At 45.2% G+C, this 17,236-nt stretch carries 17 protein-coding genes; 8 read left to right on the top strand and 9 right to left on the bottom strand.

Going from position 1 to position 17,236, the window contains the following annotated elements:
* Positions 1-89: 89 nt before the first annotated feature.
* The 5 genes from V6W81_RS19285 to V6W81_RS19305 all read right to left on the bottom strand — a co-directional run bounded on the left by V6W81_RS19285 (position 90) and on the right by V6W81_RS19305 (position 4,913).
* Positions 90-818 (bottom strand): ThuA domain-containing protein, encoded by a 729-nt coding sequence (locus V6W81_RS19285; RefSeq protein WP_145045867.1) that lies wholly within the window; start codon positions 816-818, stop codon positions 90-92.
* 24 nt (positions 819-842) lie between these two features.
* A complete protein-coding gene (locus V6W81_RS19290; protein ID WP_056696464.1) occupies positions 843-1,811 on the bottom strand; it encodes a sugar phosphate isomerase/epimerase family protein in 969 nt (322 codons plus the stop codon).
* Positions 1,812-1,931: 120 nt separating this feature from the next.
* Positions 1,932-3,017: a Gfo/Idh/MocA family protein gene (locus tag V6W81_RS19295; RefSeq protein WP_145045359.1), complete on the bottom strand. Its 1,086-nt coding sequence runs from the start codon at positions 3,015-3,017 to the stop codon at positions 1,932-1,934.
* The gene (locus V6W81_RS19300; RefSeq protein WP_338540088.1) at positions 3,010-3,774 is read right to left on the bottom strand and encodes a sugar phosphate isomerase/epimerase family protein; all 765 of its coding nucleotides are present in this window, start codon (positions 3,772-3,774) and stop codon (positions 3,010-3,012) included. Before V6W81_RS19300 ends, V6W81_RS19295 begins: the two co-directional genes overlap by 8 nt.
* 23 nt (positions 3,775-3,797) lie before the next feature.
* Positions 3,798-4,913 carry a Gfo/Idh/MocA family protein gene (locus tag V6W81_RS19305; protein WP_338540089.1) on the bottom strand — a complete coding sequence of 372 codons (1,116 nt, stop codon included), beginning with the start codon at positions 4,911-4,913 and terminating at the stop codon, positions 3,798-3,800.
* A gap of 169 nt (positions 4,914-5,082) precedes the next feature.
* On the opposite strand from V6W81_RS19305, the gene V6W81_RS19310 reads away from it, so the two are divergent.
* A complete protein-coding gene (locus tag V6W81_RS19310) occupies positions 5,083-5,901 on the top strand; it encodes an AraC family transcriptional regulator (protein ID WP_145045365.1) in 819 nt (272 codons plus the stop codon).
* Positions 5,902-6,058: 157 nt separating this feature from the next.
* Here the strand turns inward: V6W81_RS19310 and V6W81_RS19315 are convergent, their stop codons facing one another.
* Together V6W81_RS19315 and V6W81_RS19320 are read right to left on the bottom strand one after the other, a co-directional pair.
* A complete protein-coding gene (locus tag V6W81_RS19315) occupies positions 6,059-6,373 on the bottom strand; it encodes a hypothetical protein (RefSeq protein WP_145045367.1) in 315 nt (104 codons plus the stop codon).
* A 34-nt stretch (positions 6,374-6,407) separates the two neighbouring features.
* Positions 6,408-7,346: a Gfo/Idh/MocA family protein gene (locus V6W81_RS19320; protein ID WP_145045369.1), complete on the bottom strand. Its 939-nt coding sequence runs from the start codon at positions 7,344-7,346 to the stop codon at positions 6,408-6,410.
* A gap of 396 nt (positions 7,347-7,742) precedes the next feature.
* Here V6W81_RS19320 and V6W81_RS19325 point away from each other — a divergent pair, with 396 nt between their 5' ends.
* The gene (locus tag V6W81_RS19325; RefSeq protein WP_145045371.1) at positions 7,743-8,354 is read left to right on the top strand and encodes a TVP38/TMEM64 family protein; all 612 of its coding nucleotides are present in this window, start codon (positions 7,743-7,745) and stop codon (positions 8,352-8,354) included.
* A 262-nt stretch (positions 8,355-8,616) separates the two neighbouring features.
* The gene (gene msrA, locus V6W81_RS19330; RefSeq protein ID WP_338540090.1) at positions 8,617-9,591 is read left to right on the top strand and encodes a peptide-methionine (S)-S-oxide reductase MsrA; all 975 of its coding nucleotides are present in this window, start codon (positions 8,617-8,619) and stop codon (positions 9,589-9,591) included.
* A gap of 165 nt (positions 9,592-9,756) precedes the next feature.
* Here msrA and V6W81_RS19335 read toward each other — a convergent pair whose 3' ends face one another.
* Complete coding sequence (locus tag V6W81_RS19335; protein WP_056696449.1) at positions 9,757-10,560, bottom strand: lipid II flippase Amj family protein; 804 nt, start codon at positions 10,558-10,560, stop codon at positions 9,757-9,759.
* A gap of 198 nt (positions 10,561-10,758) precedes the next feature.
* Between V6W81_RS19335 and V6W81_RS19340 the strand changes: the two genes are divergently transcribed.
* Positions 10,759-11,226: a DUF2188 domain-containing protein gene (locus V6W81_RS19340; protein ID WP_338540091.1), complete on the top strand. Its 468-nt coding sequence runs from the start codon at positions 10,759-10,761 to the stop codon at positions 11,224-11,226.
* Positions 11,227-11,339: 113 nt separating this feature from the next.
* Here V6W81_RS19340 and V6W81_RS19345 read toward each other — a convergent pair whose 3' ends face one another.
* Positions 11,340-12,068, bottom strand: a complete 729-nt coding sequence (locus tag V6W81_RS19345; RefSeq protein ID WP_056696445.1) for a YitT family protein — start codon at positions 12,066-12,068, stop codon at positions 11,340-11,342.
* A gap of 924 nt (positions 12,069-12,992) precedes the next feature.
* On the opposite strand from V6W81_RS19345, the gene V6W81_RS19350 reads away from it, so the two are divergent.
* The 4 genes from V6W81_RS19350 (at position 12,993) to cysK (ending at position 16,505) form a co-directional block, all read left to right on the top strand.
* Positions 12,993-14,030: a nucleotide-binding protein gene (locus V6W81_RS19350; protein ID WP_338540092.1), complete on the top strand. Its 1,038-nt coding sequence runs from the start codon at positions 12,993-12,995 to the stop codon at positions 14,028-14,030.
* The gene (locus tag V6W81_RS19355; RefSeq protein WP_056696440.1) at positions 14,027-14,260 is read left to right on the top strand and encodes a hypothetical protein; all 234 of its coding nucleotides are present in this window, start codon (positions 14,027-14,029) and stop codon (positions 14,258-14,260) included. The genes V6W81_RS19350 and V6W81_RS19355 overlap by 4 nt, the downstream gene beginning before the upstream one ends.
* Positions 14,261-14,837: 577 nt before the next feature.
* Positions 14,838-15,221: a hypothetical protein gene (locus tag V6W81_RS19360; protein ID WP_145045377.1), complete on the top strand. Its 384-nt coding sequence runs from the start codon at positions 14,838-14,840 to the stop codon at positions 15,219-15,221.
* A 333-nt stretch (positions 15,222-15,554) separates the two neighbouring features.
* Positions 15,555-16,505, top strand: a complete 951-nt coding sequence (cysK, locus tag V6W81_RS19365) for a cysteine synthase A (RefSeq protein WP_338540093.1) — start codon at positions 15,555-15,557, stop codon at positions 16,503-16,505.
* Positions 16,506-17,236 lie beyond the last annotated feature (731 nt).

Consider the following 17,236-nt stretch of genomic DNA (forward strand, 5'->3'; position numbering starts at 1 on the left):
AAAAAGAACCCTACTGCCACAGTCCTACAGACTTGGAGAAGGGTTCTTCGGTATACCGCTACATTTATCCATTCACGAGAGATTGCGGCTTAGACCAGCACGCCACCAAATGGTCTTACAGGTTCGCTCTTACCGAATTCCGGCTTGAAGCTACGGGCAGGGTATGCCCATTTCACTGCATTGCTGATCACTCTTAAAATTTCCGGTTTGTAATAGGTCGGGTATGTCTCATGGCCTGGTCGGAAATAAAAGATCTTACCTTCGCCGCGTCGGAACGTGCATCCGCTCCTGAATACCTCTCCACCCTGGAAATTACTCACAAATACCAGTTCATCCGGTACTGGAATATCGAAGAATTCTCCGTACATTTCTTCTTTTTCCAATACAATCTTATCTTGGATGCCGTCCGCAATCGGATGGGATGGATTGACACACCATACGATCTCCTGCTCGTCAGCTACACGCCATTTCAGATCGCAGCTTGTGCCCATCAGTGCTTTAAACGGTTTGGAGAAGTGACCGGAGTGTAGCACGATCAGTCCCATGCCGTTTAACACGCGCTGTGTTACCTTCTGCGAAACTTCATCGCTTACGCGATCATGTGCCATATGTCCCCACCATATAAGCACATCCGTGGAATTCAGCACCTCATCACTTAACCCGTGTTCAGGCTGATCCAGTGTAGCTGTTCGAATCACAAAACCTTCGCCGCCAAGTCCGTCAGCCAATGCTCTATGGAGACCGTCTGGGTAGACTTCTCTAACTTCATCGTGAATTTTCTCATGGACAAATTCATTCCAAATGGTGACGTTGATCATCATTGATTTCCCCCTAATGTAGCTCTAAACCCACCACATGTCGCCCAGCGGTTCTTCAATTAATACCTGCTGGAGATTCTGTACGGCTTTAGAGAATCCTTCTTCAACCGACATCAGACCGTCTTCGTGTTCAATACTTACAACATAATCATATCCGACAAGACGCAGAGCGCTCATAATATCTGCCCACGTTTTGTTATCATGTCCATAACCAACCGAGCGGAACTGCCAAGCTCGATCCAGCATGTTTGTATAATCTTGCATATCCGTTACACCGTGTTTATTCACGTTGATTGGATCAATGGTTGTATCTTTCGCATGGAAGTGATGGATTGCGCCTTCACGTCCGAGAATGTGAATTGCCTGTACAGGATCAATTCCTTGCCACCACATATGACTCGGGTCAAGGTTAGCTCCAATGACTTCCCCTGCTGCTTCACGCAGTCTGAGCAATGTAGCAGGTGTGTGTACTGAGAATCCGCCGTGCAGCTCCAGACCTACTTTAACATTGCGATCTGCGGCGAATTTACCCCATTCTGTCCAGTAAGGAATAACTTTGTTCTCCCATTGCCACTTCAGAATTTCTTGGAAGTCATTCGGCCATGGTGCAACAGGCCAGTTCGGATATTTAGCATCCTCATGATCACCTGGACAGCCGGAGAATGTATTTACTACAGGTACTTCCAGCTTCTCAGCCAGCTCTACTGTTTTGACGAAGTCATCATGGAATCCTTTAGCAATATCCTTTTGTGGATGCAATGGGTTACCGTGACAGCTCAGTGCGCTGATCATCAAACCACGTGATTCCACTGCATTCTTGAAGTTTTTCAGTGCAGCTGGATTATCAAGCAATTCTGCTGGATTACAATGAGCGTTCCCTGGGTGTCCTCCTGTACCAATCTCAACGGCTTTTAACCCTTTGGATGCCACATAATCAAGTGCGTCTTCTAATTTACGTCCTCCGAATAGTACCATAAATACGCCGAGTTTCAAGTGCGATTCCTCCCTAGAATAAATGTCGTATAGTTGCTAATTCGTTCATTTGCATAAATAACCGTTCAGATCACTTACTTGTATCGTTTATTGTGGAAAATGAAGATCATTTCTATCCCTTTAGGATTCAAAATAAACGGCTTTTCCGGTTTGAGCCGATTCATAGATCGCCTCAAGAATCTGAGTTACAACAAGAGCTTGCTCTGGTTTAACGACAGGCTCTTTGTCTTCAATAATCGCTTCAAGCCACATTCTAGCTTCGCGATCTGCTTCATTCTCAGCACTGCCGCTGTAGAAAGCCACTCCACCTGCATCCAGATCAACCTTCGTTTCGTACAACCGGCTTCGCTTCTCACCATTGATTCGCAAACCATCCTGCATATCAGCACCGCCTTCAGTACCACACAGCAATGATTTGGCTTCACCAAACTCGGCAACATTCAATGCCCAACTTGACTCAATGATGATCGTAGCTCCATTCTGCATGGTGATAAAACCGAATGCCGAATCCTCCACCTTGAATTGTTCTGGATCCCACGGTCCAAAAGCATTTGCCGCATTTTCACGCTGACCAAGCTTGTGGAAGGTAGAACCCATAACACTCTTCGGTTTGTAATTGTCCATTAGCCATAGTGTCAGATCCAGTGCGTGAGTACCAATATCGATTAATGGACCGCCACCCTGTTTCTCTTCATCCAAAAACACACCCCAGGTTGGAACAGCCCGTCTGCGAAGGGCAATTGCCTTACCAAAGTAAATATCCCCTAACTCGCCATCCTCACACATCTGCTTCAAATACTGACTATCGCTGCGGAAGCGGTTCTGGTACGCAATCGATAACTTCTTACCAGTACGTTGTGCCGCCTCGAGCATCGCTTTAGCCTGTTCAGACGTCTTCGCCATCGGTTTCTCACACATCACATGTTTACCAGCTTCCAGAGCGGCTACAGTAATGACGGAATGTGAATCGTTCGGCGTACACACATGAACCACATCAATACTCTCATCCTTCAGCAACTCATGATAATCCGTGTACACTTTGGCGCCCTCTACTCCGAATTCAGCTGCCGCCTCTTCAGCGCGTTCTTTCACAATGTCACAGAAAGCAACCATTCGACCCTGAGATTGTTTGGACAGACTCGGCATATGTTTTCCTTTGGCAATACCGCCACAACCAACAATAGCTATGTTAAGTACTTTAGACATGGATCGATCCTCCGTTAGCGGCATATTGGCGAATCCAGTTCATGCTGTTCTCAATGCTTAGTAATGATGGATTCTGACATTCATCCTGTTCCACCACAAGCCATTCAGCTCCAGCCTGCTCTGAGGCTACAGCAACCGCTTCCAAGTCTACTTCCCCCTGGCCGAATTCAACGGTTAACACCCGCCCTTCTGAGCGGCTCATGTCTTTCCAGTGCACCAGTGGAAGACGTCCTGCATACTTCGCAATCACTTCCGTCGGTGGATATCCAGCAGCATGCGCCCAACATGTGTCCAGCTCTACCTGTAGGTGAGAAGCAGGAACGGTCTCGTACATCGCGTACAGTGCCGGACGACCCTCGACTTGCGCTGTAAATTCAAAATCATGATTGTGATAGAAGAGCACCAGATTCTCTGCTGCGATCTTCTCACCGATTGCATTCAGCGAAGCAAATACGTCGTCCCACTGTCGCTGTTCCTCTGACAAATAAGGCACGATTAAGTTCCGATTGCCAAGTTCTTTGTGATAAGCGATAACCGCATCCAAATCTTCTTTCAAGCTATTATATTGCACATGTGTACCTACAATTTCCAATCCGAGTTCATTTACGAGAGCTCTGACTTCCTCTGCGCTGTGTCCATAGAAATTATGGAATTCCACACCCTGGTAGCCGAGCTCCGCAATCTTAGCAAGCGTTCCTTTAAAATCGCGTTCCAGTTCATCCCGTACGGTGTATAACTGTAGTCCGATCTTCAACATTTCCTGCTTCACCTCATCTGAAATCAATTAGTGGATGGTACAGTCTCCGTCTGATTGTCATCTGTTTTGGTTGCTGCATTGTATTCATAGTTACTTTCAAGCAAAATGTGTTTGCCCTCAAGAGACGAGCGCTGGAATGCATGCATAGCTTCTAGTACATGGTATGCCAGTTTGCCACTTGCTTTGTTCTCGCGTCCGGCACGAATGGACTCAACCATCTCGTTTACACCAAGACCACGCTCATTTTGACCACTTTCAAATATCGGTGTAACCGTCTCCCACGTATCCTGACCGTATTTGCGAAGCTTCACTTCTCCATTAAAATAGTTCGGGTCAGGTACACTGAGCGTGCCTTCTGTACCGTAAATTTCAATGCGTGGCAGATCTGAAGCGCCCCGAATATCGAAGCTTGTAATCATCGTTGCAATGGCACCACCATTAAAATCAATGGTTCCCGCAAGATGCGTTGGTGTTTGTACTTGCAACGATGTACCTTCCTTAGGACCAGAACCAATCTTACGATCTACAATCTGAATCCCTGCCGAAGAACTAATTCTACGAATGGATCCAAGCAATGTTACTAAGGCTGTGAGGTAATATGGCCCCATGTCAAACATAGGCCCGCCCCCATCCATATAGAAGAATTCTGGATTCGGATGCCATGCTTCTGGACCACCACCCATGAAGAAGGAAGTAGCTGCAATCGGCTTACCAATCAGGCCGTCTTCAATCGCTTGACGAGCCGTCTGAATACCTGATCCGAGGAATGTATCCGGTGCTGAGCCAACATAGAGTCCTTTTTCTTCAGCCAGTTCAATGACTTTGCGACCATCTTCTATAGAAATAGCTAGCGGTTTCTCAGCATACACATGCTTACCTGCCTCAAGAGCAGCTATGTCCGTCATTGCATGACTTCCAGGAACAGTCAAGTTGATGACAAGCTCAATTTCCTTATTTTGCAGCAACTCATCTACATTGTAAACGTTTGCGATATTAAATTCATCTGCCCGTTCTTGTGCGCGTTCACGAACCAGATCCGCTACAGCCACAACCTCAATGACGGGACTTTTCTTCAGATTCTCCAGATAAATGGCGCTAATATTACCGCACCCTATGATGCCTGCTTTCATTTTGTCCACGTTGACGTTCATCTCCTTACATATCGTGAGAAGCTGTTTTTATTAAATTGTAATTACTATATCTTAAATCTAATACTATGGTATTCCTTTTTGGCTTCAATTAAAATGAATAATATGATCGAAACATGAACTATCTGGTCATAATTTTTGATTTGCAAGGAGTATGCCTATGCCGACCGATCATTCCTGCCAGGTTCTCACGGCAGGCTTCTCATTTCACCGTAAACCCTATGCTATGGTACAGCCCGATGGGGTCAAGAACTACTTGATGAGGCTTCAGACGGATGGACGTTGCAGGGCTCGTGTAGATGGTGCTATGTCACTAGTTGATGCGGGCGATCTGCTTATTTTTAGCCCAGACGAACCTTATGAACTGAAAATAGACAATGAGCTTAATCCTATGGGAGAACGTCTCGTCGAGAGTGGAGATTATCATGTCTTCTTCAATGGCTCTTGGGTGGATGAATGGTGGAAACGACACAAACGGCCAAACCGGATTAAGGTGGAACTTTCGGAAAGCCTGCTTACGCTGTTTCGCCAGCTCGTCTTAGAGCAACGCCGGATTTCCAACCCTTATCCCGAGATTGCAAGTTATTATATGCGTATCCTATGCCTCGAGAGCGATCGGCTATTATCTGAACATCCGACCATTACGAATACGAATTATGTAGCTTATGAGATTAAAAGTTATATTGAAGAGAACGCGTCCTCGTTGTTTAAGCTTGAGGATGTTGCTTCTTCTGTGGGGATCAGTGTTTCGCGGTGTGTTCATCTCTTTAAAGAAGCGTTTGGCAAAAGCATTATGCAATATACGCTGGATGTGCGGCTGAACATGGCCAGGGAACGGATTATCTTCAGTCCGATGACCCTGGAACATGTGGCCGAATCCTCCGGTTTTAACAATTATACGTATTTCCACCGTGTATTCCGCTCCCGTTTCGGCATGTCACCTAAGGAGTTTCGCATTATCCATCGGGAGCAGATGTAACATCCAAATACTGAACATACTGTGAGTACGTATAATACACGCTAGAAACGTCTTCGCTTTATTCCCATACTGCTAGATGTGAAGAAGCTAGTAGTCTTTTTTTGAAAAACTTTGATTAAGTCCAGATGATGGTCAGTTATATGCTGTACTCTAAAACTTATTTCCTTGAAGCAATAGCCTCTGATACAACCATAGCCAGATCATCGTTGCCAAACATCGATAGAACACCCAGCACCGTATCATCCGGAATATCACCGGCCTCCTCCTTGGATACAACCAGTTTTAGCACCTGCTGTAAACGCTCGTTGCTCTGCTGATCTGGGTAGGCTTGCCGGTACATCTCTTCCGGGTTCAACCCTTGATTGACACACCACTGAGCAAAAACCAGAATCATCATTTCTTCTTCCTGTTTATAACTTTCAACGACAGCTTCCTCAATCTGTTTGCTGCGTTCTTTCTCATACTCGTCCATACGTTACTCCTCCTAATGTGTACACTATGCCAGATTACTTACGAATCAATTGTTCAGCGAGCTCATGACTCTCCATGACATGGCTTGCACTGATCAGACAATCATCAGGTGTTTCCATAGAAGCAAGGAAATGATCTACCGCCCCAGCAAAGCCTCTTCGAGCCAAAATACCATCCCAGCTACCAAATACCTCTTGCTGTTCAAGTCCACCGCGTTCCGCATATCTGGCTATTTCCATGTTAACGACTTCCACAGATCTCCCTCTACCGTGCAGCTCAATCTTCTCTAGATCTGCGCCAGCCTCGCGCACCATATCATATCTTCCGTAGGCTGTTCTTCCAAGCTTCACCGCGCCGGACGCATGAAGTAGCCTGTCTGTATCGGTTTTACGAATCCAATGTTGAAGCAACTCGACATCGCCGTCTGAATACCAATATAACAAATCGAGCATGTGAATAAGATCATCATAAATGGTTTCCGCCGAGGGACGATCCTGAATGCCTGTCCGATGCTTCGTCACGGTTAAAGAATCATAGCCTCCACCGGCACGCATCCATTCTTTGGCCTTTTGATACATGGGAGCGAATCTGCGGTTAAAGCCTACACCTAGCAGCAAGCCTTGCGCTTCTGCAAAAGCGGTCATCTCTTCAGATTCACGCAGCTTATACGACAGCGGTTTATCCACATAGACGGCAAGTCCCTGCTCCAAACATTGCATCACAATTTCAAAATGCGCTTCCGTTGCTGTATGTACAAATACGGCATCCAGTTCCCAGGATAACAATTCCTTGATATCCGTTGTCCCATTATTTAATCTATAAGCTTGTTGCACGTTCTCCACTCGCTCTATGGAACGATTCATTACACCTGCAATCTCCACCTTCGAATGCGTGCTTAATAACGGTAAATATACTTTACTTGCAATTCCCCCGAGACCAATGATTCCAACACGGGTTCGCTTAGTTGTGTCCATGATGAGCATTCCACCTTCAACGAGAGTTCTTTATTTCCACGTCCTATAGTTTAACCCTTCAGAGGGCAACATGCCAGTAAGGTTCCTGAGTCAGCTTCCAACTAACCGCTCCTTGAACGAACATGGTACAATTACTAGATGTGGTTTTAGGCAAGTTTACTTTTGATTAAACGAGGTTGTTCAAAAAATCCGCTTTTGATTACGAAGGATGCGCGAGCGGCATCTCAGCATCGAATATGGGATTCAGCCGAAATGTCCGTTGCTCACGTAGTTTTGCCTACGCTCCGCTACTCCATTTCTATCTTCATCCCATCTTCTCGGTACTGAAAACCAACCTTTTTGAACACGCACTTAAACTAGCTCAGAATGTTCTGATGCCGAAAGGAGCATAAGATTTTGCGAAAATGGTTTTGGCTCCTGTTATATGTTTTGCTTGCCGGAGTCATGTTTATGTACAGATATGAACTGTTGGAATGGACGGATTCCCATCAATCCATCCCTATGCTTATTATCATTGCGATGTTATTTGCCCTTGTCCCTGTAATTCCATATAAGTTTGTTATTGCTGCTCTGGGTTACAGTTATGGTACCACCATGGCAGCCTGGGTAAGCTGGTCAGGAACAACACTCGCAGCATTGCTGGTATATGCAGGTGCTCGATATGTATTTAGAGCTCAGGCTAGATCCTACTTAGATCGTATACGAGGACTTAACCGATTCACTTCTTGGATGGAAGCAAATCCTTTTATGGGCGTTATGACTCTTCGATTGCTTCCCATCGTTCCTCAGACAGCTGTCAATATTTATGCAGGCATCACCTATACTCCCTTCTGGACGTTCATGATTGCTACTGCCATTGGCAAAATGCCCGCCATTTTTGTATTTGCATACGCCGGAGCCCAAGCAAGCGAGTCCATCTGGTTGAGTCTTCTCGTTCTTGGGGTTTATTTATTGTTCATGACGGTTATTTTACTTGTGTTTCGTTTTCGTTCTCGAAAAAAGGTCTGAATGCCTGTTAGATGAGAATTGGCTAAGGATTAGGTTAGGGTCATAAGGAGCTTGCTCTCTCTCCGACTTGGTTGGCTTGCCAATTCAGGATATAATAGAGGGGTAAACAAAATTCTTGTGTAATACGTTTCAATAAAACGATAGATTGCTGGAGTAGTGATCGAAACGGCGTGGCCTTTATTTTTGGACGAATGTGCAAACCGAAGGCACGACAATTTCGACCACGAGCCTAGATCTTCATCAGAAATGGAGTGACTATAGTATGGAACAACAACACACAAGTGAAAAAGCAACTTTTGCAGGCGGGTGCTTCTGGTGTATGGTATCCCCCTTTGAGGAATTGCCTGGTATTCATGGAATTGTATCAGGCTATACAGGTGGACATACCGAGAACCCAACATATGAAGAAGTGTGCTCCGAAACAACTGGGCACGTAGAGGCGGTTCAAATTACATTTGACCCATCAATTTTCCCTTACGAGAAACTTGTTGAACTGTTCTGGCAGCAGATTGATCCTACAGATGCAGGCGGCCAATTTCATGACCGTGGATCGTCTTACCAAACCGCGATTTTCTATCACACTGAGGAACAGCGTGAGATTGCGGAAGCATCAAAAGCAGTACTAGAACAGAGCGGACGGTTTGATAAACCGATCTTTACTCCTATTTTGCCAGCAAAAACGTTCTATGAGGCTGAGGAGCATCACCAAAATTACCATCGGAAGAACCCCGCTCACTACAAGCGGTATAGCAAAGGTTCTGGTCGTCAAGACTTTATCGAGCGTAACTGGTCGACTAATGTGGACAAAAACAGTCTCAAAGAGCGTCTGACCCCTCTGCAATTCGAGGTTACTCAGAACAACGCAACAGAGCCTGCTTTCCATAACGAATTCTGGGATCACCATGGGGACGGCATTTACGTCGATATCGTGTCTGGAGAGCCACTCTTCAGTTCTACAGACAAATACGATTCCGGTTGCGGCTGGCCAAGCTTCACACGCCCTCTTCGCGACTACAACGTGAAGGAGAAAACCGATCTTAGTCACTTCATGATTCGTACTGAGGTGAGAAGTCGGGAAGGCGATTCCCATCTGGGTCACCTGTTCAACGACGGCCCTGCGGAAGCTGGAGGTATGCGGTATTGCATTAACTCGGCTGCCCTGCGTTTTGTACCCAAAGAGGATCTTCAGAAGGAAGGCTACGGCGAGTATGCCGTACTTTTTAACGAAGCACGTTAAACGTAGGATGCATACACTGAACTGAAAAATGAACGATACACAGAAAAGCAACGGCATACTCGCCGTTGCTTTTTATTATGGCTATAGCCTAAACTTCTGGGATTGATTCAGAAATATACATATCAGCGGCTCAAATACGTTGGTACCCCTCAAGATCAGGAGAGATCAATGTATTAAACCTACGATCCAGCCGATCCAATAGGCAAAAGGAATCAACAGCAGCTGTGCAAGCAACGTACCGAACAAACGGGATACGAGCATACAGCCATAGATTTGGTTCATCCGATCAAGCCTGATCTCGCCGCGTAATGATTTGTCACTAAGCAGAGAAATGCGTGGATCAATCAGGATGGTGAGCAAAATGGTTGCAATACCATTGATTAATCCTGTGGATTGAGAAGCAGCAATGGCCTGACTAGGATATAGATATGCCGCATACAAACTTGAAAGTACGCCCGTTGTATAGATTGCCGTCACGGCAATATTCAACATCATCAGACGTCTAGGCATGCCATGTTGGACTAATCGCTTTGCCATCACCCAGGACGGTGGAGTAATATAATACATCGCATTCTTCATCTTACTACGTTTCAGCATGCCACGAACCATCGTTGGAATGGAGCCCGCTGCTTCGAAATGTACGACCATTCGGGAAGACAGCTTGACCATCGTTGGAAAACAAAGAATAGCAAGTGCTGTTCCGATCGTTGCCGCTCCCATTAACCAATGAAGCTGTGTTGCAAAATTCGTTGTTCCCCCATTGGAAGCTGTATCTACCAAATTGCCGACCATCGGCCCTTGCGCCATATTGGACGTGCGTGATACTAACAATAAAATCCCAGATAACGATATCGCTAATGCAATTCTACGAGTACGAAGTCCACCAAGACGCAAAGCATAGGATAAACTATCCGCTGCATGAATTAACATGGTAAATACCATTGGAATAGCTAAACTTAGACTGAACATATGTAAATCTCCTTTATTCCCCTAATTAGTTCATTAATACCTGAACAGCATTATACCCCTCGTTCCTTCAAAAGTATAGGAGCCTCACCTATATGCCAATCAGCATAGTCCCTTTTTCTCAAACAAAATCCATTCGTTTATCCCTTCCCGAAGAGGGTAATATACAACTAATCCAATATTGCACAGGAGGGAATTCATATGCCTTGGAACAAACATGATTACCCTGTCTCGATGAAAAATCTAAAGCCACGTATCCGCCATAAGGCGATTGAGATCGCTAATGCTCTACTGGAGGATGGTTATGAGGAAGGACGAGCTATTCCTATCGCTACAGCTAAAGCTGAGGAATGGGGCGAGAATCATCCTGAATCCCCAAATTCTAACCTCGACTCCTCTTCCTCTAAAAAAACTGATAATCGCCATTCATCCTCTACGGAGCGTCGTCATTCTGAACCTGTAGCCTCTTCGAAGAGTCATGATAACATTCATGTTGTGCCTACAGATTCTGGCTGGGCGATTAAGGAGGAAGGAAAGTCCTCCTATCAGTCCACATTTGATACAAAAGCAGAGGCCGTGGATGCAGCCAAAGCACTTAGTCATAAACAGAACATTCGAGCCATTATCCATAACCAGGATGGACAGATCGCTTCATCGATTAAATCCTAACATGTCCTGAAAAACAAAATCCCATCTGCCGCTGATATCGCAGGCAAATGGGATTTTGTTCATTCAAATATCTTGTTGTACCGTTCATCCATCTATGGTTCTGAAACGTATGGTTAATGTGTTACCCCTCTTGCTACCGAAGTGCGCTGCGAAGCAACGTTCACAGCCTTAGTCGCTACCGATGGGATCGGCAGTTTAACAGCAGAAGTTGTAACAACCGTTCCGCGTGCCGGGATACTCACGACGTACGTAATGACTTTACTCGCAATCCATACGGCCAGAATCGTATATAAAGTTTCTTTTACCGGAAGAAAGAAAAGCGACAATCCTAATACAAATGCATCACTGACGAAGAAAACTGTTCCCAGCTTCCATCCCTTCCAGCGGCTAACCAATACCGCCAGAATATCGTCTCCACCTGTCGCTCCGCCAAATCGAAGCACAATCCCTGCCCCTACCCCTGTCAACACACCGGATAGAACTGCAGGAATCCACAGGTTCCCATTAAACGACATCACTAGTGTAGAATATCGTTCAAAACCATCATAGAATAGGGAGAATGCACCTACACCAAGTAGCGCCTGAATCATGAATCTCCAACCCTTAAGGTACCAGGCTAGAATCATGACAGGAATGTCCAGCAGCAGCATGCCAATTGCCGGAGATAAACCTGTTGCGTATTTCCCTAGCAGGGCCAGACCGACAAATCCGCCCTCCGATAAATGATTCTGAAAATTAATGTGATAGTAGGCAAACGCCAAAATAAATGTACCGAGCAGCATAATCGCAAGCTTGCCCGCTTCTGTCTTCACTTGTTGCATTGTTAACGATGTTCTCTTCATACAGGTTCCCTCGCAGTTTGTAGGTTGGTTTTTTAGACCGACCGTACCCTGCAAAAGGCAAGCCTGGAAGAAATCATCGTATATGTCCTTCGAATCTTCATTTCCAATCCCCTCTTTCGCAGAGTCAGCCGTTTTTTTCTACGGTTGGTTTACTCTACAAGGGGCGCTATGTGTATGAGAGATCGTAACGTTTCCAGATCGTCCTTGGGGAGATTGTCCTTCGGGAACTCATGGTATCCTGATCCTTTCTATCTTTTGTTGGTTAGCTGTGTCTGGTTAAACGAACTGAAACATTACAGAGGCACAACATTGAACACCTTGTTTCACACCTAACCACTCCGATTGCAGTCCCCTCTTTCGATCGCTGTTATCCCCGGATTTTTGTGATTCCTTTTTTAAAAGGAAAAATCCTGTGATAAACGCGAGCGCTTCGCTTCTACAGATGGGTTCTGCACTCTCCGTTCCTGTGTGAATATAAGTTCAAAAACGTGACTCCAAACCTGTAATCATTCAATTCTGCTTAAACACCAAAGCTAACTTGCTTGTTCTTTTATTATATAACACCGACGGGAGTGGGTCTAAACAACCGACCCAGCAAAAACGCGCATAAAGCAGGCTCTGTCCTTGATTAACCGTCAAACAGCCACACCAGTACTAGGTTCTCTTACTAATCGTGCAACCTGCTCCTTCATTCTATGACCGATGGCTTCAAATATAACTGTCCAGTCACCCATCTGTGACAATTTGGGGCTTTTTTTTATTTTTTCGAGAAAAGTAAAGCAATCATCTACCCGTCATACATACACTGTAGCAAATGTATTTTTAAATATTTGGCAACAGGTGCAGACGTTTTCCAGACTTACTCTGCTTTTTATGGTATAATATAACAATTGAATCCCACTACCGTTTAAGCGAGGCGGATTGATGAAAACGTTAAAGCCAAGAGTGTTTATTGGCTGCTCGCTGGAAGCGAAGCCGATTGCAGCAGCAGTACACGAAAACTTGCGTTTCTCGGCCGAGGTTACCCCTTGGTACTCTGGGGTTTTTAATCCAAGCAGTTATACAATGGATGATTTGGAAGCAGAAGTACGTACAACCGACTTTGCCATTTTTATCTTCCATCCAGGTGATATATCCAAAATCCGTGGAAAGTACTACGCCTCGGTTCGTGATAATACAATGCTGGAAATGGGTTTGTTTATGGGACGTCTGGGACGAAAACGTATTTTTTTCATTCTTCCTGAGGATATTACAGATATCAAGGACGCTGCAAAAGTCGAAGGATTACGTATGCCTACAGATCTATTGGGGTTAAATCCATTGGTATATGAAATTCGATCAGATGGAAAATGGGCGCCCGCCGTCTCGGTAGCTTGTTCCAAAATTGCGGACAGCATTGAAGAACAGGGACGCTGGAGCGATCCTGAGATGGAGCGAATTATTGAGAAACACAAACTAACCGAAGGAGAGGCTCGGGTGCAGCTGCTCAAGCTGCTGCGATTCTTTAGGGAATTGCTGCGCACCCGCAGAGCAGATGACAAGATGCTGGAGCGAATGAGCGACGCACTGCGAACTGCCTTTGTATCTCAATCTCCATTCGCTGTTAGAGGTACAGCCATCTACCGTACAGATGACCGTGGTTATATAGAGCAATTATGTGGTAATGTTGGGGAACCGGGAAGAAAATATGACTTATCTGCTAATGATGACAAACAACCTGATGATCCAAAACGAATACTAGTCATTGATTCTTACCGCGAAAATAAAATCAAAATCAATCTATACGACGATTACCTTGAGAAAGAATATCTGCTATGCTATCCTGTAGCCAAGAGGTATGTCATTACGGTGCATATCATTGGCCATATTGAAGCGGATGAGGCGGTATTCCAGCAGATTGACCTTCAGAACCGTCAACTGTTCAACGCCATCAACGATTTGTTAGGAGGCGACCCGGAATGAGACCGGAAATGAAAAAAATAAGCAAGCGCTGGGGCAGCGAGAAAAAGGTACGCCTCAGTTCTGCGCCCGAATCATCACGACCGGTTCCGGAACCTAAGGAAGAGGAACGTTTCCACAAACCGGCCGTGCCACTCATTACAATTGGCCCTTCTCTGAAGGGTAAAGAACGACCTTATAAGGTCATTTTGGAAAAAGAGGCTCTTTACGAGAAACCACAATATCTTGCTTAAGCTTTCGCTTGTAGCATTGTATTCAAGTCCGAACATATCATCTGACTGCCGCTGAATCGGCAGTATTTCACAGGCTCTGCCGCCCAAGGCAGAGCTTTTTTATTGCTTACTACCCACGACTTCAAGAGCTTAAAGAAATCTCACCATATCTGGGATTCCTCGTCGAATCATCCTTGTTTCATTTGGAAGTGTTCGTTTGTTTCTAATGTTCCTATGGTTATTTCTATATCGCTATATCATTTTATATAGTACTGCTTTCACTGTGTAATCTACTCCATTAATTTAAAAGACCTCGTTAAACATCATCAGGCTCAAGTTGCTCATGCCCTTATGTTTCCTTCTGCACGCCAAAATTATACCTTATTTTGGAGTGAGCCTGTCCGTTTCTCTCATCTCCCAATTACCATCTAATGGACTCTTACACATTCAGTCAGATCTCCACAGCTATCCATCGTGTCTGCCTGCTTCCAATAATTCTCTGTTGTAATACGTATCTATATTGCATATATTGATTATAATATAAGAACATACGTTCTGTAAATAAAAAATCCCAATTATAGGATAAGGAAGTGAACTTATGTCATCCTCTCCTTCCGCCCCATCCCCTGCGGATGAGGATCACCGCCTAATTAAAGGTCTCGTTGTTCGCACACTACTTCTTGATGTACTTGAACGAGATATTCACACACTAGATACGTTACTGCTGAAGATGCCCGAGGTATACATCCTCTCGTTAACGAACATTCAGAATAATGTACTTCAGGAGATGCTACAGCTTCGTCAACAGATGAGAACACGCGGAGTGAAAGTGCTGGAGGAAAAAAGGCAAGCTGAGGGGATCGAAACTGTGTATCTATGTAGAGGATATTGGCAACGGTTCTATATGTTATGGACATTTGCACGCAATGAAGTAAAAAAAGAGCTCAGCCGCCATCTGCAAACGGATCTAACACAATCTTGATGAATACATACAAGAGGGTAGATTCTCTGGACATTTTAATAAGGGAATCTGCCCACCTGTCCTTCTTTTCCGATTACACTTCTTGCTTATACGCTTCTCCCCCTCCTGAGGCTTCAGCTCGACTTAACTCGTTTAACCAAATAGGTTGACCTCTCAAGGTCGCTTTCATTAAGATGGAGATAGAACATATCCAACCATTCCAATAAGACATGAATTCAGATCGTTTGTGGACAAAACAACAAACCCAGCAACTTATTGGCGGACAGACTTAACTATTGGAATGACATTTATTTCTCAATATACTCTAACGTTATCAATCAAGGAGTTGTACTTATGGATTCAAATTCTATACAACCATCAAAAAAATATACAGGCATTGCCGCCGATGTCACCGAACTCATCGGTAACACCCCTGCCGTCAAGCTAAACCGGCTCACAGGTAGTGATTCTGCCGAGGTGTACGTTAAACTAGAGTATTTCAACCCTAGTGGCAGTGTTAAGGATCGTGCGGCCTACAACCTGATTTACCAGGCTGAACAAGCTGGACTGCTGCTTCCTGGAGCCACTATTATTGAGCCAACCAGCGGTAATACGGGGATTGGCCTGGCTATGAACGCGGCAGCGAAAGGCTACAAAGCCATTCTGGTCATGCCTGATAATATGTCGAAGGAACGGATTAACATCCTTAAGGCATATGGCGCAGAAGTCGTGCTTACTCCAGCAGCCGAGCGGATGCCTGGTGCTATTCGCAAAGCGAAAGAGATTCATGCCAGCTTGCCCGGAAGCTTCATTCCACAACAATTCGAGAATCAGGCCAACCCGGATATTCATCGCATCACCACCGCTCCTGAGATTATAGAGCAGATGGACGGACAGTTGGATGCATTCATCGCGACTGCTGGAACCGGCGGTACAATTACAGGTACTGGAGAAGAATTACGCAAACAATTGCCTGGCATCCGCATCTATGCAGTGGAGCCCAAAGGTTCACCAGTGCTGTCCGGCGGCGAGCCTGGACCGCACAAGCTTGTCGGTACAAGTCCGGGGTTCATTCCGGACATTCTCAATACCGACATATGGGATGCCATCATCCAAGTGTCCGATGAGGACGCACTGGATACGATGCGGCAGCTTGCTGCCCGGGAAGGGCTACTGCTTGGCCCTTCATCTGGCGCTTCGGTATGGGCTGCCCTTCGCATCGCGAAGGAATTGGGGCCAGGACACCGGGTGCTCTGTATTGCGCCGGATACCGGGGAACGGTATCTGAGCATGGGTATTTTTTAACAAGCAATCATCTGTATAAAAACAAAAAAACGCCCATCAACGTACTTCCATAGAAGACGGCAGACGGCGTTGGAGTGCACTCTTTAGAATAGACATTGGAAAACCGTGTAGGTTAACGATGAACGTCTAGAGGGTGTACTTTTTTTATGGTGATAACTGAATTTTCAGGGCGAAGGCAGATCGGTGGAAACATATCACTTCTTGAAGATTCTAAATTCTATCACCTTCAAAAAAGGCTAGTTCTACGTCATGTCATGGCAAAGAGCATGATACGCGTGGCCGAGAAGCCCCCTGTTGTTGGTTTGGTGCTTTCGCTACCCATTCTAGAGCTGATCCCCTAGTAATCTTGATCATGTTCGTTGGTTCTAATGAACCTGATACACGTTATTGGCTACAATTGGTGGAGGTTTGAATTGTAACGAATCACAGTGACGTTATTTATGAAATGCAGTCGATTTACAGGTTTTAAAGTTATTTTGCAGCGAGATAGCGTGAATTAGGTTCGTTAAATTTCATCTCTCTTCAATATGACCTCAATAAGGTGCGGTGGATTCGTTAGACTTGTAGCCAGAGTTGAAGGAACGAGGGCGCTAAGCAAGGTACTTCTTTGTCTTATCCTGAAAGATTAGAAGAAACATTGGAGCTTCCAGAAACAAATAAAAAAAGTCCTTGCTCTCACACGGATCGCGAACCCGCAGAGAACAAGAACTGAAACTGCAAAGAAACTTATC

Source organism: Paenibacillus tundrae (genome assembly GCF_036884255.1).
GTDB lineage: Bacteria > Bacillota > Bacilli > Paenibacillales > Paenibacillaceae > Paenibacillus.